This is a genomic window from Paenibacillus sp. 1_12, from assembly GCF_900114475.1.
Lineage (GTDB): Bacteria > Bacillota > Bacilli > Paenibacillales > NBRC-103111 > Paenibacillus_S.
In genome coordinates this window covers 52,115-68,333 of the sequence record NZ_FOTE01000007.1, presented here as the reverse complement: position 1 = coordinate 68,333, position 16,219 = coordinate 52,115, and the positions used below count along the sequence as shown (strand labels likewise).

Below are 16,219 nucleotides of genomic sequence, written 5' to 3'. Positions count from 1 at the left end.
GGATTGCTCTTTACAAAAGAGCGATTCTTTTTTTATGTGAAAAATGAGAGTTAACTATGCCACAATCCTTTCTGTTCGTAAAGACAGTTACTATTAGAATTTTCTTATTTCTTTTTAATAAAGTGAAATAAAACCATACTACGCATGCCTCTGAGTCTCTGTTAGTAAATAAAGGGTTTTTACGATGTGCTATAGTGGGCACAGGTGATCACCTAACTAACAACATGATCCAGAGGAGGAAATCGTATGTTCGTAAATCACCGTGTAGGAAAATGGTCAGTAAGTGTTGCTCTCAGTCTTACTTTACTATTAGGGTCAGGCAGCTTTATGGGGAATGGTGCCGTAGAGGCAGCATCCGCCGCTGCAATCAATTCCAGCAAAGCCAGTCAAATAATAGCTACAGGAAAACGTCTTATGGGAGTTCCTTATATGTATGGCGCGCCAACGGGGACAACGAATGTATTTGATTGCTCTTCCTTTACTCAACATGTATATAAACAATACGGTATCCAACTCCCGCGCTCTTCAAAGCAGCAATCTACGGTTGGCAGCTATGTATCCAGGAATCAGCTGCAGCCTGGTGACCTGGTGTTCTTCTATTCACCAATTCATCATGTGGCTATTTATATGGGGAATGGTAAGATTTTACACACGTACGGTGGACCGGGGGTCACCATATCAGATATGAACTCCGGCTGGTGGAGCTCTCATTACAAGACAGCACGGCGCGTTTTGTAGTATTACAACGGCACTATCAGACATATAGGATTGTATAAGCAGCTCTGCCTCTTCGGAGGTAGGCTGCATTTGAGTAGTAACTTGTCAAGGATGAACTTTCTTAGCAGCTCCAGCATAACCATATTTATGAAAGAACCATATGGATGCCGCAAGCCAGGAGCCACTCACCATGTATCCACCCAATACATCGCTTGGATAATGTACACCTAAATAAATGCGGCTTATACCGATCATTAGAATCATCAGCATACTGAATAAGATCAGCATACTACGTTTAAAAACACTCGATACATGTCTCCACAAAAGAAAAGTAACGACACCATATAGTGTAAACGCAGCCATCGAATGTCCACTTGGAAAGCTGTAGCCGGTTGCCTCAATGATACGATGAATAGTAGGACGAGCCCGATGAAAGATAATTTTCAACACCTCATTTAATAATGAAGAGCCTATAATAACCCCTATGAAAAAGACGAGCTCCCTTCGATGCCCCAACACAAAGTATAAAAATACAGCAACGCTAGGAACCAAAATAGCGACAACCATACCGGATCCAATTAAGGTAAATCCCTTCATTACGTTCGTTAAGGCTGGTGATTCGAGTCCTTGAATCCACTGAAGAATTGTTTGATCAAATGCATCCAATCGACGATCATGAATCAGTAAAGCAATCAGACCGAAACAAACTGCACATATAACACTGATAATAAAAGCACTCGCAAGCTGCTGCTTAATATTCATATATTCCCTCCTCCCGCTTCCAGTATATACTTCCCTGCCCAACCTTTAATCATTTGAAAAATTAGAATAACCCACTGGATAACGATGACGAAATGATGAGAAAACGAAAAGCTGATGAAAATTCTCCTAGCCCTTACCAAGGCTGCCCGGCAAGCATAGGATATCGCAAACGATTTACAACCATTTTAAAATAAAAGGGAGCTATTGCTCCATAAGGATGGTTAACTGTGAAAAATTATCAAGTCATTTGGAACGGTCCTGTTCTGAAATCAACTGGAATTGGTACCGCAAGCCGAGAGTATGCCCTAGCCTTGCATCGACAAGGAGTAGACGTGAAAGTGGCGACGAACCGGAGCAGACCTCTACTCTATACAAGGAACAAGCTTGGTGTTCTTAGTTCTTTAGTCAAAAAGCCAATTGCACCCAAAAAGACACACATTTTAATCTACCATGGATTACCGAACACGCTGGACTTGAAAAAAGCTCGTAAACAATATCGTTATATTGTACTGAATACCGTTTGGGAAACAACACGTATACCTACAAATTGGCGCCCTTATATGAACCGATATGATGCGGTTATTGTGCCTTCTGTACAGAACAAGACTGCAATGAAAGCCAGTGGAGTCAAGGTTCCCGTATTTATCGTTCCTCATGGGGTGAACACTCAAGCTTTTACTCCTAGCAACAGAAAGCTGCCCCTGTCTTTAAAGAAAGGGACCTTTGTATTTGTTTCTGTTTTTACATTCCAACACCGTAAAAATCCCGAAACTTTATTAAGAGCTTACTGGGAAGAATTCTCTCCCAAGGACCGAGTTGCTTTAGTGATCAAAACCAATGGAATCGGTTCAAAAGAATCCGGTAGTTCTATTCACAGACGCATCCATGCCTACAAGAAAAAATGCAGATGCGGCCATACTGCTCCATTACATCTGATTACCGGCCATACAAGTCCTCAAAAGCTCAAAGCTCTATATGCGACCGGGAATGCGTTTGTTCTTCCTACACGAGGAGAAGGTGTCGGCCTGCCATTTCTAGAAGCATTGTCCAGCGGGCTCCCTGTAATCGCTACCCGTTGGGGCGGTCAAATGGACTTTCTGAACGCTAAAAATTCGTTACTGATTGACTACAAGCTGCAGCCTCCGGTTCTTAGTATGAAGAAATCTATATCCCGAAATTTCCGCAATTTGTTCGCTCAGCGTGGACAGCTTTGGGCTGAGCCTAACCTAAAACATTTAAAAAAACAGATGAGGTTTGCTTATCAGCATCCAGCAATTTGTCGCCAAAAAGGAAAACAAGGTCGAAGCGATATGCGAAATCATTCCTGGAATCGAGCAGGAATCGCCATGAAACAAGCCGTGGCCGCAGTAATCAGGGCTAAAAAATCGAGATAGCCTTTTCACTCTAACGAAGAAGCTCTACCGTACTTAAAGCTTCATATTGGTGACAATGGGATAGTACAGCCATGCATCGCCTGTCCAGTTGGTATGGATATGATACCAATCCCCTTTTTTTTCAAAAGCTCGTACCATTTGGGGCGAGAGCGCTCCTAAACTTTTTGCTGCCAATGTTGTAGGTAATTCGGACAAAGCTGTGGTCGTTGTTAGATTAATAACTTGGTCAACTGGAACAACCTTATTCGAACCCGCAAATTTTCCATAATGGTTATCCAGCAGGGTATTCGTTGCACTGGATGGAATCCATAAATCACCATACCAGGTCTTGATTTTATACATATAATTCCCTACGTCAATCACTTCCACAGACTGCGGATTAATGGAATACCCTGTGCTCGTGTCGGTATAAGCGTCTTTGTACAACAAGGTTCCATTCATCACTTTCACTGTTGTTTGTTTGTTGTTGACTGGATGAATGTTATGGACCCATTCGGTATAACGTACAATCGGTCGGACAGCGTGAATCCATTTTTCACCAAGCCAGGTTTGGACCTGATACCAGGTCCCCGCTGCATTCCCCTCGTCGATCTTTTCCTTCAATACGGTCAAAATTTGCGGTTCTACATAGGAAACAGGTTTGTGGTTAAGCTGCTGCCAATCATCATAAATGGGAGTCGCTTGTCTTAATTCAATAGTGAAGGTTTTCGGGTCATAAGCCATATAATGCCATTCTCCCGCTGCCGTTCCTCCCGTGATTCGGTCAGCGATAGCATCCGCTATAGCTTGATAGCCAGCATCGTTGGGATGTAATATATCCTGCATTAAAATGTGTTCTGGCATTGCTTTTCGACCAAATACTAAACTGGGGATATCAATAACATCTACCCGATCGCTATAGTCTTTAAAGCTTTCATAAATTCCCCATAATTGATCAGAATATAGCTGTGCATTTTCTATAGGCGATACCAGGACAGAATCCACGGGATTTCTTGATAAAAAAGTATTCGGTGTGCGTAGTAGAATACTCCCCTTTGTTTCTTTTAGCAAACGATCGATAGTTGTCTTAAGATCCGCTTTAATTTGAGTTGGACCACTTGCTCCGGTGGTGGAGCTTCTGCGAATGTCGTTAATCCCATAAGAAATAATGTACAAATCCGCGTTATCTTTAATAACCTTACCCAACGAATTTCCATTAGCGGTGTTATCGTTAACAAAGTTATGCAGCGTGTTGCCGCTTGCTCCACGATTATTTATCGTTACGCCTTGAAGCGCTCCGCCTGTGACAGCATATTGCTCTAAAAAGCGCTTAAACATAGCAGGGGCTGATTCCGTCGTACTGTCACCCACAAAATCGATGACCTTACCAGACTTGGAGCTTTCATAAAATAGTCGAATGCTTGGATTCGTTTCATTGGATGCAAATGCAGTTAACGGTAAAGAAAAGATGATGGAACCTATTACACATAGCTTTACCAGTTTAAAATAAATATTACTCAATCGTACCATTTCCTTTCTTACTCAAAAAATTCATTGACTTATACATATTAACCAAAAAGTACATACAAGGAAAGTTATGCATAACGTTGTATAAAGCGTATATGGATTTATAGCGTAACGTTTATACGTTTGCTGCAATAAAAATCCGCGCTGGGCGCGGATTTTAGGCAGGTTTCTAAACAGGTTTTTTAATGTGCAGGTGCTTTGACTTTTCTTTTCAGAACTTCTTCTTCTTCTGGCTGCTCCTTCTTCACATCATTGGAGGTGCGTAACGGAATTTCCTTTAAGAACAGGACCAGCAGAAATGCTAACACCAAAAGTGCAGTACCAAACAGAAACACAACAGTCAGCGTATCACTGAGCACTGAACGCAGCATAGCAATAAGTTGAAGAAACAGCGGCTCTATATTAGGCGGTAATGTGGTTTGCAGCTCTTTGAGTTTCGGTTGATCCAGAAGTATTTGCGGATTTAAAAAACCTGATAGCTGACTAGCTATTGCCGGATCCAGCTTCGTTAAATCGACTCCTTGTCCGGAAGTCATTGCAGCATTCAATTTTTTAGTTAGTGTGCTGTTCATTATGGTACCCATTACGGCAATACCTATGGTGCCACCCAAATTTCGGAACAATGTCGCGGTAGCTGTTGCCACACCCAAATCAGAAGGCGAGACCGCATTTTGTACGGTTAACGTAAACACCGGCATCGCTATTCCTAACCCTATCCCGAATACAAGCATACTGGCAACAGCCATTGGTATACTGTTCATGAAAGCCATCATCACCAGACCCGCTACCAAGAAAGGCATTCCTATAATCGCATACCGCTTGTATTTACCTGATTTGGATATCCATCGCCCCGATAACGTGCTGAGAACAATCATACTTATCGACATCGGCATATTGACAAAACCAGAATTGGTTGGTGAAACCCCTTTGACACCTTGCACGAAAAATGGTAAATAGATCATAGCACCCATCATCCCTGCGTTCATAAGAAATCCGACACTGTTGGAAATCGTTACGATTGAGTTTTTGAACAGGGACAGCGGCATCACAGGACTTTTAGCTTTGCGTTCAATGAGAATCAAAATGATTAAACAAACGGCGGCAGCCGCAAGAAGACCAAGGATTTGTGATGATCCCCATGTATATTTGGAGCCAGCCCAAGAAAATCCGAGCAGCAAAGCAATAATAGCTAACGACAGAAACAACGACCCCAAGTAATCAATCGATTCCGTTTGTACCCGAGAGGTTTTGGGAAACATGAACCAAATCATCACAAAAACCACCAAACCAAGTGGAAGGAAAATCCAGAAAACCCAATGCCAAGCCATATGATCGATCATAAATCCGCCCAACGTAGGACCAATCACACTCGAAAACCCAAATATCGCCATCATAACTCCGGTCCATTTTGCCCGCTCTCGTGGAGCGAACAAATCGCCTACAGCCGTTACCGTTGCTGACATCAGTATACCGCCGCCTAAACCCTGTATACCCCGATAAGTAATTAAGTGAAAAATGGTGGATGCTGTTCCGGAAAGGAACGCTCCGATAACGAAAAATACAATTCCCGTTAACAAAAACGGTTTACGTCCATAAATATCGGATAGCTTACCCACAAGCACCGTGGCGATTGTAGATGTCAACATATACATCGTAATAACCCAAGTATAATACTCTATCCCTCCAAGAATCGCAATAATTCGCGGCATCGCTGTACTTACGATGGTTTGATTAATGGCTGCAAAAAACATCGCTGCCATTAATGCAATCATAATCGTCACTTTTTTACTTGATGATAAATGCTCCATAAACATCACCTCTTGACTTTTTAAGATATCATTCCCCCTCCGAAGTGAAACTAAACTAAAAAAACCGACTATTCCGTGAGATAGAATAATCGGTTTTATCGGTTTATGAGGTTTCTTACAGTACTGCTTTAATTGGGCATTGTCGTATTGACCCAGAAATGAAAAAAAGAGCCTTTCGACTCCGTAATTCTTAAAACGTATTGTAAATATTATCACAGGTTTCAGAGGTCGGCTGGTAAAAACAATGAGCTTTGTACCTTGCTACTAAAGGCTGATTATACCATTCATCTGGACAATCACCCTCAGGTCTAAAATACCACAGACTGAATTTGGCCGGCCAAACCCTTTCTCCCTCTACGGATCTTTTAGCTAACCTCACATCTCTTTCTCTTGCTTTTTGATAAAAATAGCCATGCTGTGTAGCTTCAAAAGCATGCGGCTGATAAATCATTTGGGGAATCGTCCGAAGTCCCTTAAAATCAGAGCAGTTAGCTCGAATTCGATTTATCCCTACGTTGCCTACCATCAGCATACCTTGATCACCTTCACCCTCTGCTTCAGCACGAAGCAGCCTAGCCAATAAATTAATGTCCTGATCTCGGGCCTTTACAACCGCCATAGTATCACCCCACTATTTATTTATCGAGGAGGCGTTGCATTTAGACCTATGGGACAATAGGTACCTATTTAAATATTTTTCCGCTGTCCAGTTTTATTGATGCTATCGGTCTCATAAAAGAGTCTATCAGATGCTTATTAAGCTTGTATAGTTAGAAGTGGACTTTTAAAAGAATAGATTGATATCTAGTACAACTTTTAACATCATGCATATATTAAATTATGAATTCACTACCACGATCAATGATAGGATGTTGCCTTTCGAAGGAGGGAGTATTACTCAGGAAAACATGCCATTTTGATATGATGAATATTCCAATATAATACTTTTTGATCTGCAGTGATAATTTCAGCCATTTGGTTCTGGATAGTTTTCAACAAGCCGATTTTATCTGTGCTGGTACCTAAATCAAATACAACCATTTTCCCTTCCAAGCTCTTAAGATGCTCCTCGAAAGTTCCAGCTAATCGGAATTGGGATGGCGCGATCGGTAATACCTCGTTTTTTAGAGTATAAGGTGCCTTGTTCTCTGGATATGGAATCAGCCACTTTATATGAAACATAGGGATAAATAATGTTTTATATACAGAAGACTGAAAGACAACATAGTCCTTTAATACTTTTGTTATATATCCGTAAACCGATTGATTATTAGAGATATAAACTTGTAGAAGCATCCCCATGGACTCATTTAATATTTTCCGGTAAGATAGTTCATCATCACCATCAAGAATTGTGTCTGCTCGTTGGTAAGTATATTCTGATGATTGTGGTAATGACTTTAAGGCAAGTCTAATATTCCGGATATGTCCGAAGGGCATATACAAGTAATTGGTTCCATCAAATAGAACTATTATTTCCGGGCTATAATCTATTAGGATACCTAGTCGATGAATCTGACCTGAAATTTCCAATTCAATGGGTTTACCAACAAGAGATCTTAAAAATGTCATGTTTAATCATACCTCCCTCTTATAAAAATTAAAATATAAAGTACGTTGTCCAAACGTAAAGTCCGAATAGACTTAGGATCAAACTAGCTGGAACGACAAACAATGTTACTCTCAAGTATTTCCCCCAGTTCATTGCGATATTGTATTGTCTTAAGGTGTGAATCCAAAGAAGTGTAGCGAGGGTTCCCATAGGTAATAACAATGATCCGATATCAGAACCAATTACATTGCCTAAATAAGCCACTTGCATGGTATGGAGATCCAAGCCCATCTCTTTAATAGCTAGTGTACCAATCATTATAGAAGGAAGGTTATTGCATATGTTAGATAAGATAGTAAGCAAAAATCCCATGATAAAAATTGCATAAAGTGGACTTTTTCCGACGCTGTCTCCGAATTGATTTATGATAAGTGCCGTCATTCCAACGTTATGAAGACCATATATAATCACATACATGCTAAATGCAAATAATAGTATGTGCCATGGGCTTTTCTTCAATATATCCATTACTCCCATCCTTTTCTTATACCATCTTATTACAATTAATAGTATCGCTCCGACAATGGCAGGCCATTCAGTTGGGATACCCCATGGGGCGAGCACGAAAAAGCTGATACGAATTGCTACTACTATCCCTATACAAAGTCGGAACATCTTCCAATCGATAGGTTCTTCCTTCGCCCGTTTGGGTAACAAAGGATGTGCTAGCTTACCTGAAGTATATACCGAGAATGCGGTCTCCTTATATTTAATCGTGGAAACGTTAATTGAAATGTCCCTTTTGAACAAAAAGAAGAGCGAAATCGTGATACACCCAACGCCCAGCATTGAGGGAACAAACATCATAGCAGCATAAGAGTTTAAATTAAGACCTACAATTTTTAAAGCAATCAAATTGGCTAAATTGCTGACCCCGATAGGGGCACTAGCTGCTGTTGCTACTAATGCACCTGAGATTAAATACGGAATTTTTTGATGCGGCTTTAACTGGAGTAAAGAGAGCGTTCGAATAATAATAGGTGTTGTAATTAGAATGCTGCCGTCGTTGTTAAAAAACAGCGTCATTAAAAAGCAAAGCAAATTAATATACCAAAATAATTTAATTCCAGATCCGTTAGCCTTTGCCGACAAATTAGTAGCCGCCCACCGAAAAAAACCAATGCTTTCTAATACTATAGACATAACTATGGTGGAAAGAATCGTGATTGAAGCCCCACTAACAATTTCAAATATATTTAGAATATCACCAAGTGGAACGATTCCTAATAAAAGAATAATACATGCTGCGATGGAAGTAGGGATAGATTCATTAATTCCAAACGGCCTCCACATGATAAAAATCACCGTAAGAGCGAATATAATAAGCATCCATAACAAATCTACATTAATCATTTATCTTCGCCATGCTTTGTAAAGCCTGATTCACAAAATGGTCCGTTTGCACCTTGTTTGCATTTGGAAGTGCAGCAGCCGACACAGGCTTTAAGAGCATATACAACGACATTCCACTGAGTAATAAAAAGATTACAGGGATGAGTCTATAAAATAGATTGTGTAAACTCCAAAACCTATTAAAATGAAATTATAGGAAAGGTAGGGGAGCACACATGGGATTATGGACCAAACAACAGCTTCGTCAGTTCATTAAGGAGAACAAGCTGGTCACCGCGCAAGATGCACAAAATGCCTTAAAGGATCTATTTGCTGAAACCCTGCAGGAAATGCTGGAAGCCGAAATGGACACCCAGTTAGGCTACGACAAGCATGATACGAAGAACAAACAGACCCCGAACAGCCGTAACGGTAAAAGTAAAAAAAACATAACGAGCGAATACGGCGAACAGGAAATTCAAGTCCCGCGAGATCGCCAAGGCGAGTTTGAACCCCTCGTTGTGAAGAAACACCAGTCGAATGTAACGGGCATTGAGGACCAGATTATTGCCATGTACGCGAAGGGAGTTAGCACGCGGGATATCCAGGACCACCTGGAGCAGCTGTATGGTATTGACGTATCGCCGACGATGATCTCCAACGTGACCAACAAAATCGTTCCCCTCAATAAAGAGTGGCAAAACCGTCCGCTGCAAAGCGTCTATGCGGTTGTTTTTCTGGATGCGATCCACTTCAAAGTCAAGCAGGACGGACATATTGTGAATAAAGCAGCTTACATGGTGATCGGCATTGACTTAGACGGAAGCAAAGATGTACTGGGGATGTGGATAGGCGAAAATGAGTCATCCAAGTTCTGGTTGACGGTCTTAAATGACCTAAAAAACCGCGGCGTGCAAGATATTTTAATTACCTGCGTGGATAATCTCACAGGTTTTTCCCAAGCGATTGCTGCCTGCTATCCCCAAACGGAGATCCAAAAATGCATCATCCACCAGATCCGAAATTCCACCCGCTTTGTGTCGTACAAGGACCTTAAGAAGGTAACGGCCGATTTAAAACCGATTTACAAAGCAACAACCGAGGATGCAGCCTTGCTGGAATTAGACCGCTTTGAAGAAATCTGGGGAAGTAAATATCCACTGATCATCCGGTCTTGGCGCACGAATTGGGACGAACTCGCAACATTCTTCAAGTACCCACCCGAGATTCGAAAGCTGATCTACACGACCAACATTATTGAAAGCTACCACCGTCAGCTCCGGAAGGTGACAAAAGGAAAAAGTATTTTCCCGACCGACGAGGCGTTGCTCAAGATGCTCTATCTAGCCACGATGGACGTCACCCGCAAATGGACAGGCCGCGTACAGAACTGGGGCCAAATGCTGCTTCAGCTGTCGGTTTTCTTTCCCGAACGAATTGGCCAGCATTTGCGCTAATTTTCGAAATTTTCCCCCTCGGGGGAAGGTCTGTAAAAGAGTTTACACAAAAGATTTGACAGACCCACAGGGATCACAAGTTCCTCCCCCTTCCATCATGTTATTTTCGATGAAAATGCATTTTTATAATTGGATTAAGCCAAACAAATCGTAGTACTACAGCCTTCGAAGGTTGCCGCTTTTTGCTCCATAATATTGTAATTTTTATTTTTTTAATTTTCTTTGCAGCTTTTGAGGTTCTTATTAATTTGGTCTTAATTATCCATTTTTTTCTTCGAGATGTTGTTGTACGATTAGTTTTACGATTAGTTTTACGATTAGTTTTACGATTCCTTTTAATAAGCTTGGATTTACGAGAACGACGAGTTCCTTTTTTATGGACAGTTTGTTCAACAAACGGATGATGATACATTTCCTCAGAATAGTTGGAGACTGGAAGTTTCATGCCCAAGATATCTTGGCTAGAACCTACCACTACTTGCTCTGAAGTAGTATCCAGACTTGGATGGTCCACAAATAATGGCAGGGCTACTGTTCGTTCATCACCTACAACAGAATCAAGATCTTGATCCTGAAGCACTCTCGTCTGTTCTTTCAATTCTGTAGACTCAATTACGGCATTAATTTGGTTATCGGCAATCTCCCCAGCCTGAGAATCTTTAAGATTAACGTGATTTTCAAATGCTGATTTCGTCTCCTGCATTGTTGTCTGTTCTTTCAATTCTATAGACTCAGTTACGTCATCAGTCTTGTTATTTGCAATCTTTTCAGCCTGTGAATCCTTATTTGAATGTGCCACTTGTTTACGGAGATTATAGCTAACATTTTTAATATGAGGCATCGCTACTTTAATTACCTCATGCCCTTGAACAAGGTCAATGTGATTCTCAAATAGACGGCTTAGTATCCCATTTACGCTCTCAGGATCACCTTGATTGATTTGAACCCTCCGAAAGCTCATTTTATCCAAGATGTCCTTAAAGCTTGTTGCATCTAAATAAAGCGACTTCTTATTGTAGTGATTAGTTGCACCTATAGGTTCACTACTTTCAACAGTAATACTTTTTATGTTCTTCGTTTGGTAATATAAATACTCCTCTTCAGTTTGTAACACAAGATGATCGTCTTTAACGGAAACGAGCCATCCCTTTTTAGATTCGGGCCCTTCCCTATTAATACACACCACTTTTTCGACCAGCCACTTGAGGCCATCAGAATTTATAGATTGCATCTAATATCCCCTTTCTAGCATCATAGATTGGATAGTTTATCCCATGTATATGCACCTGGTCATGGTCATGCATAGTGAAACTGCCCCTGACAAGATAAATTTTACAGCAAACTAGATACATCAATTGGATTAAAAAATAGCCGCGAATGGCGACTATTTTATGGTTAGTATTAATTCAATTCTATTATTAGTATCTTGTTGTTCTCGTATTTGGCTTAAATAATTATTTTTTTGCATCCTTGTTCCCATCTTTTGCATCTTTGTTTCCATCTTTGTTGTTATCCTGATCATTTTTCTTTAAACCATAGCTAATGTTACGGATATGAAACGGTAATATATGAACTACTTCATTGCCTACAACCATTCTAACTAGATCTACGGTAGCTTCAATCAACACGCCTTCGGTTTTCTCGGGACCCCCGCGGTTGATTTGAACCCAACGATATTTCATGTTGTCCATGACCGAATTGAGATCTTCCGCATCAATAAACTTAGGTAACACAGATTGCTCTTCAGGAAGGACCACACCTGTCAGATCCGAAACATCACGAGCGTCCAGGGTTATGCTTTTAATATGATCCATCTTGTAGTAAAGCATCCCTTCATTCTCGACGTCTATTACGATATGGTCATCCTTGGCGGAGATCAGCTTACCCTTTTTGGACTCAGGTCCTCCTCTGTCGATACGAACAATTCTTCCTGTTAATAAAATCACACTTTCTTTATCCATAGAACTCAATCCCTCATCTCTTTGATTATTGGATTACACCACAATTATATTAAGTTCTATGCCTTTATGAATGGTACATGTACCCAGTAGTTGTGTTTTTCCGCCACTGTCCCCTTTAATTAATAGAGAAATATGTAATTATTATAATTTCGATTTATCTGCATGAGTTCTCAGCAAGCATAAAATAGAAGGCTTTCCCCAGTTTTTTTGGAGGAAAGCCCTATTTAATATCGTTACACTAACAACCCACTTTTTTTCACTTACTTTTATTCCCTTTAGACCCATCCTTGTCTTTCGATCCTTTAGAGCCTTTAGACCCTTTAGAGCCTTTAGACCCTTTAGAGCCTTTAGACCCTTTAGAGCCTTTAGAGCCTTTAGAGCCTTTAGAGCCTTTCGGCCCCTTCGGACCTCCTATCAGACCCTTCGGACCTTTAGATCCTTTAGATCCTTTAGATCCTTTAGATCCTTTAGATCCTTTAGAGCCTTTAGAGCCTTTAGAGCCTTTAGAACCTTTAGAGCCTTTAGAGCCTTTAGAGCCTTTAGAGCCTTTAGAGCCCTTCGAGCCTTTCGAACCCTTAGAGCTTTTGGAATCCTTAGAGTCTTTACTTAATTCAGGTTCCTTAGGATTTTGATTTAAATACTTCTCTAACTCAGTGCCTATAGTTTCATTAATCAGTTCTTGTATTTCGTACTCTGTTAAGGCTACCAACAAAACCACCTCACTTATTATTTTCCCCATCTATACTGGGAGTAAAATATTTTATGCGAACATACTATTGTTGCTCTGGGCAAAGTCACGAAATAATGAAACTCCGCATATTGTATATAAGTTGTAAAAACTTAAGCTCGTGTTTTGCCACGTTAAAGCCCGCAGTATAACAGTTCAACATATATTATTTATAAAAAGGTAGATGATATAGTGGATTTACCCAGAGAGATTCCTATTTATCAAATTTTCATAAATAAAAATGAATATAAAACTCTTCGAGATCACATGTGGAGCGAAGAACCCGTCTCCGCAAAACTAAAATTCAACCAAAAGCAATATGCCGTTGGAGTATCATACCGTGGATACCACATTCGGAAGCTTAAGAAAAAATCATTCCGACTCACAATTCCTACACCCCAATTATTTTTGGGTGCAAGAGAATATCATTTAAATGCCGAATATTTAGATCCATCTATGATACGAAGCAAGCTTTCCTTTGATTTCTTTGAAGATATTGGAAATCTTGCACCTGCCGCGGAACACATTTTATTAAAACTTAACGGCTCTACTTTAGGAGTCTATTTACAACTTGAGTCAGTAGATGACCTTTTCCTTAAAAGAAGAGGATTGCAGGCTGGGCACATTTTTTATGCAAGTAATGATGATGCAAACTTTTCGTTAATTACACCGGAAAATAAAATAAAACATTCTCTCGAAGCAGGCTACAGCCTGAAAGTCGGCCTCAAAGAGGATTATCAATATATACGAGAGCTTATTTATAAAATAAATACAGTCCCTCAGTCTGATTTTAAAAATGAAATCTCCAAGCTTATAGATGTAAATAAATTTTTACTTTGGCTGGTTGGAGTTGTATGCACGCAGAATTATGATGGCTTTATCCAAAACTATGCGCTTTATCGAAGTGGAGCATCAGGCTTATTCGAGATTATTCCTTGGGATTACGACGCAACCTGGGGAAGAGATATACATGGTCAAATAATGGAGTATGATTATGTTCCAATCCAAGGCTATAACACCTTAATCTCTCGTCTAATAGATATTCCTGAGTTTCGTCTAATGTACAAATCTCTCCTTGAGGTCGTATTGGAAACCAAATTTAATGCTAGCTACTTAGAACCACGCATATTGTCCCTGCATAGCAGGATTCGTCCCTATATCCTTTTAGATCCTTATAAAAGTAAGGATATTTCAAGTTTTGACAAGGAAACCGAATATATTATTCAATTCATAAACAACCGTCGAGATTATCTGAAGAATCATTTAGTAGCTTTGAATTGAATAGACCTCCAGCGTAATTTATCAGGAACAACAAAGAAACCTCCACTCATGTGGAGGTTATAAAATATGTCCAGGAGGCGTTGAGTTACAAATTCAAACTGCTGTTCTGAATAATCGATATACGGAAGCAGTCTCGTTTTGGGGATTAGTCTTGATTCGCCCATTCCTCATTGTTGGTTAAAAACATCTCAATCTCACTCGAAATTAATGTTATGAACCTACTGGTCCTGCGCAGTGATTTCATTTTAACCAACGGGAATCACTGTCCAGGACGATATGTCCTTCGCCTAGCTCAATTTCGTAAAAACCTGCCATATCTTGTGCCCGGAATTCAATCCTATTGTTGCTGCCTATAACAATGATATTCCTCATGTCACTCCCCTTCTCTGCTGGAAGGGAGAATACCTTTGAATAAGCATACGTTTCTCTTAGCGTGGTATGTATAGCATTGATCTGCTTGTCATTTTTAGATTTCCCCATTAAATTCATGATCAGTGATCCATGTCGGGTTAGCTTTTGTTGAGTCATTTTGAAAAAATCCAGCGTTGTTAAATGATAAGGAGTCCCCTTTTTGGTGAAGGCATCGAGAATAATATAATCAAATGTATGGTTGTCTTCATTACTAAGAAGCTGACGTCCATCTCCAACTGCAACATTATTATTGAAATAGCCAAAAAACAACTTACTTAACTCCACTACCTTCTCGTCAATTTCCGCTACTGTAAAATTTTTCTCTGAGAAATGGCCAGCTATCGTCCCTATCCCGTGACCGATGACAAATACGTTAATGAATGAGGGATTATTGGACTCCATCAAATGTATTATTGCCCGCGGATATTCCAGCACGATACGTTTCGGATCATTCAAGTCTATTGCGCCTTGTACAGCTGCATCTGAAAACTGTAAAAATCGGAATTTCCCTTTCTCTCCATATAACTGAGTAGCCTCGTACACGGATATCTCTTGATTCAAGCTGAGCTCCTTGGCTAATAAATGCAAGTTATTTATCTCCTTTAATACAGTCCCAATATTTAATCGATTTTTAATATTATCATACAATGATTGAATTCGCACAGCATTTCTAATAACAAACAAAAAAATGTAGTGACAGATAAGGATCTGCACTACATTTTTATTTTAGCGTTGTTCTTCAGTGAAAATTTGGAAAGTAATACCGAACTTGTCCTTTAAGCTCCCGTATGAAGGACTAAAATGAGTTTCTTGCAGCTCCATGATGACCTGACCATCCTGCTTTAAGGCCTCATAAATCTTTTTTGATTTTTCTTTATCTTTTATTACGATACAGATCGTAACTTGATCTCCTGTTTGATGAGGTTGGCCTGGAAACGTATCCGACAACATCAGATCGGTTTCTCCAACCTTTAACATAGCGTGCCCCACACGATCTTTGAGGTCTGCTGATAAAGGAAAGTCCGGGTTTTCCGGCATTTGTTCGAAAGTTTGCATAAAGAGAAGCTTGGCATCTAGGGCTTGCTCGTAAAATTGGATAGCTTCCTTTGAATTACCATCCATCACTAAATAGGGGACTAATCGCATGGTCATTAATAAACAGCTCCTTGTTTTTAATTTTATCATTCCATTATGCCCAAAATTTAATAATAGGTACAAGTATCCTCAGATTAAAGTTTACAGTCAGCTGCC

At 40.1% G+C, this 16,219-nt stretch carries 15 protein-coding genes; 4 read left to right on the top strand and 11 right to left on the bottom strand.

What is annotated here, in order from left to right; translation table 11 throughout:
• Nucleotides 1-246: 246 nt before the first annotated feature.
• Nucleotides 247-738, top strand: a complete 492-nt coding sequence (locus BM210_RS16925) for a C40 family peptidase (protein WP_091170461.1) — start codon at nt 247-249, stop codon at nt 736-738.
• An 84-nt stretch (nt 739-822) separates the two neighbouring features.
• On the opposite strand, the gene BM210_RS16920 is transcribed toward BM210_RS16925, so the two are convergent.
• Nucleotides 823-1,479 (bottom strand): phosphatase PAP2 family protein, encoded by a 657-nt coding sequence (locus BM210_RS16920; RefSeq protein ID WP_091170460.1) that lies wholly within the window; start codon nt 1,477-1,479, stop codon nt 823-825.
• Nucleotides 1,480-1,706: 227 nt separating this feature from the next.
• Between BM210_RS16920 and BM210_RS16915 the strand changes: the two genes are divergently transcribed.
• Complete coding sequence (locus tag BM210_RS16915) at nt 1,707-2,873, top strand: glycosyltransferase (protein WP_091170457.1); 1,167 nt, start codon at nt 1,707-1,709, stop codon at nt 2,871-2,873.
• A 33-nt stretch (nt 2,874-2,906) separates the two neighbouring features.
• On the opposite strand, the gene BM210_RS16910 is transcribed toward BM210_RS16915, so the two are convergent.
• The 5 genes from BM210_RS16910 to BM210_RS16890 all read right to left on the bottom strand — a co-directional run bounded on the left by BM210_RS16910 (nt 2,907) and on the right by BM210_RS16890 (nt 9,149).
• Nucleotides 2,907-4,373: an SGNH/GDSL hydrolase family protein gene (locus tag BM210_RS16910; RefSeq protein WP_177237853.1), complete on the bottom strand. Its 1,467-nt coding sequence runs from the start codon at nt 4,371-4,373 to the stop codon at nt 2,907-2,909.
• Nucleotides 4,374-4,561: 188 nt separating this feature from the next.
• Nucleotides 4,562-6,187 (bottom strand): MDR family MFS transporter, encoded by a 1,626-nt coding sequence (locus BM210_RS16905; protein ID WP_091170453.1) that lies wholly within the window; start codon nt 6,185-6,187, stop codon nt 4,562-4,564.
• Nucleotides 6,188-6,377: 190 nt separating this feature from the next.
• Nucleotides 6,378-6,806, bottom strand: a complete 429-nt coding sequence (locus BM210_RS16900; protein WP_091170451.1) for a cell wall hydrolase — start codon at nt 6,804-6,806, stop codon at nt 6,378-6,380.
• Nucleotides 6,807-7,081: 275 nt separating this feature from the next.
• On the bottom strand, nt 7,082-7,759 hold the full coding sequence (locus BM210_RS16895) for a hypothetical protein (protein ID WP_091170449.1): 678 nt from the start codon (nt 7,757-7,759) through the stop codon (nt 7,082-7,084).
• A 28-nt stretch (nt 7,760-7,787) separates the two neighbouring features.
• Nucleotides 7,788-9,149, bottom strand: a complete 1,362-nt coding sequence (locus tag BM210_RS16890; protein WP_091171029.1) for an arsenic transporter — start codon at nt 9,147-9,149, stop codon at nt 7,788-7,790.
• 218 nt (nt 9,150-9,367) lie between these two features.
• On the opposite strand from BM210_RS16890, the gene BM210_RS16885 reads away from it, so the two are divergent.
• The gene (locus BM210_RS16885; protein ID WP_091170447.1) at nt 9,368-10,588 is read left to right on the top strand and encodes an IS256 family transposase; all 1,221 of its coding nucleotides are present in this window, start codon (nt 9,368-9,370) and stop codon (nt 10,586-10,588) included.
• 100 nt (nt 10,589-10,688) lie between these two features.
• On the opposite strand, the gene BM210_RS16880 is transcribed toward BM210_RS16885, so the two are convergent.
• From BM210_RS16880 to BM210_RS16870, 3 genes are all read right to left on the bottom strand, one after another.
• Nucleotides 10,689-11,819, bottom strand: coding sequence for a hypothetical protein (locus tag BM210_RS16880; protein WP_091170444.1), 1,131 nt, complete (start codon nt 11,817-11,819; stop codon nt 10,689-10,691).
• A gap of 223 nt (nt 11,820-12,042) precedes the next feature.
• Nucleotides 12,043-12,549, bottom strand: a complete 507-nt coding sequence (locus tag BM210_RS16875) for a hypothetical protein (RefSeq protein ID WP_091170442.1) — start codon at nt 12,547-12,549, stop codon at nt 12,043-12,045.
• A 256-nt stretch (nt 12,550-12,805) separates the two neighbouring features.
• A complete protein-coding gene (locus BM210_RS16870; RefSeq protein WP_177237852.1) occupies nt 12,806-13,258 on the bottom strand; it encodes a hypothetical protein in 453 nt (150 codons plus the stop codon).
• A gap of 210 nt (nt 13,259-13,468) precedes the next feature.
• On the opposite strand from BM210_RS16870, the gene BM210_RS16865 reads away from it, so the two are divergent.
• Entirely contained in the window at nt 13,469-14,557 is a 1,089-nt protein-coding gene (locus tag BM210_RS16865) for a CotH kinase family protein (protein ID WP_256223688.1), read from the top strand.
• Between the two features lie 240 nt (nt 14,558-14,797).
• On the opposite strand, the gene BM210_RS16860 is transcribed toward BM210_RS16865, so the two are convergent.
• Together BM210_RS16860 and BM210_RS16855 are read right to left on the bottom strand one after the other, a co-directional pair.
• Nucleotides 14,798-15,556 (bottom strand): spermidine synthase, encoded by a 759-nt coding sequence (locus BM210_RS16860; RefSeq protein WP_091170437.1) that lies wholly within the window; start codon nt 15,554-15,556, stop codon nt 14,798-14,800.
• Between the two features lie 138 nt (nt 15,557-15,694).
• Nucleotides 15,695-16,120 (bottom strand): VOC family protein, encoded by a 426-nt coding sequence (locus tag BM210_RS16855; protein WP_091170434.1) that lies wholly within the window; start codon nt 16,118-16,120, stop codon nt 15,695-15,697.
• Nucleotides 16,121-16,219 lie beyond the last annotated feature (99 nt).

What these genes read in the sequence shown, in the direction of transcription:
- BM210_RS16885 (WP_091170447.1), top strand. Translation starts at nt 9,368, where the DNA reads ATGGGATTATGGACCAAACAACAGCTTCGTCAGTTCATTAAGGAGAAC.
- BM210_RS16875 (WP_091170442.1), bottom strand. Translation starts at nt 12,549, where the DNA reads ATGGATAAAGAAAGTGTGATTTTATTAACAGGAAGAATTGTTCGTATC.
- BM210_RS16855 (WP_091170434.1), bottom strand. Translation starts at nt 16,120, where the DNA reads ATGACCATGCGATTAGTCCCCTATTTAGTGATGGATGGTAATTCAAAG.
- BM210_RS16880 (WP_091170444.1), bottom strand. Translation starts at nt 11,819, where the DNA reads ATGCAATCTATAAATTCTGATGGCCTCAAGTGGCTGGTCGAAAAAGTG.
- BM210_RS16925 (WP_091170461.1), top strand. Translation starts at nt 247, where the DNA reads ATGTTCGTAAATCACCGTGTAGGAAAATGGTCAGTAAGTGTTGCTCTC.
- BM210_RS16900 (WP_091170451.1), bottom strand. Translation starts at nt 6,806, where the DNA reads ATGGCGGTTGTAAAGGCCCGAGATCAGGACATTAATTTATTGGCTAGG.
- BM210_RS16905 (WP_091170453.1), bottom strand. Translation starts at nt 6,187, where the DNA reads ATGGAGCATTTATCATCAAGTAAAAAAGTGACGATTATGATTGCATTA.
- BM210_RS16920 (WP_091170460.1), bottom strand. Translation starts at nt 1,479, where the DNA reads ATGAATATTAAGCAGCAGCTTGCGAGTGCTTTTATTATCAGTGTTATA.
- BM210_RS16895 (WP_091170449.1), bottom strand. Translation starts at nt 7,759, where the DNA reads ATGACATTTTTAAGATCTCTTGTTGGTAAACCCATTGAATTGGAAATT.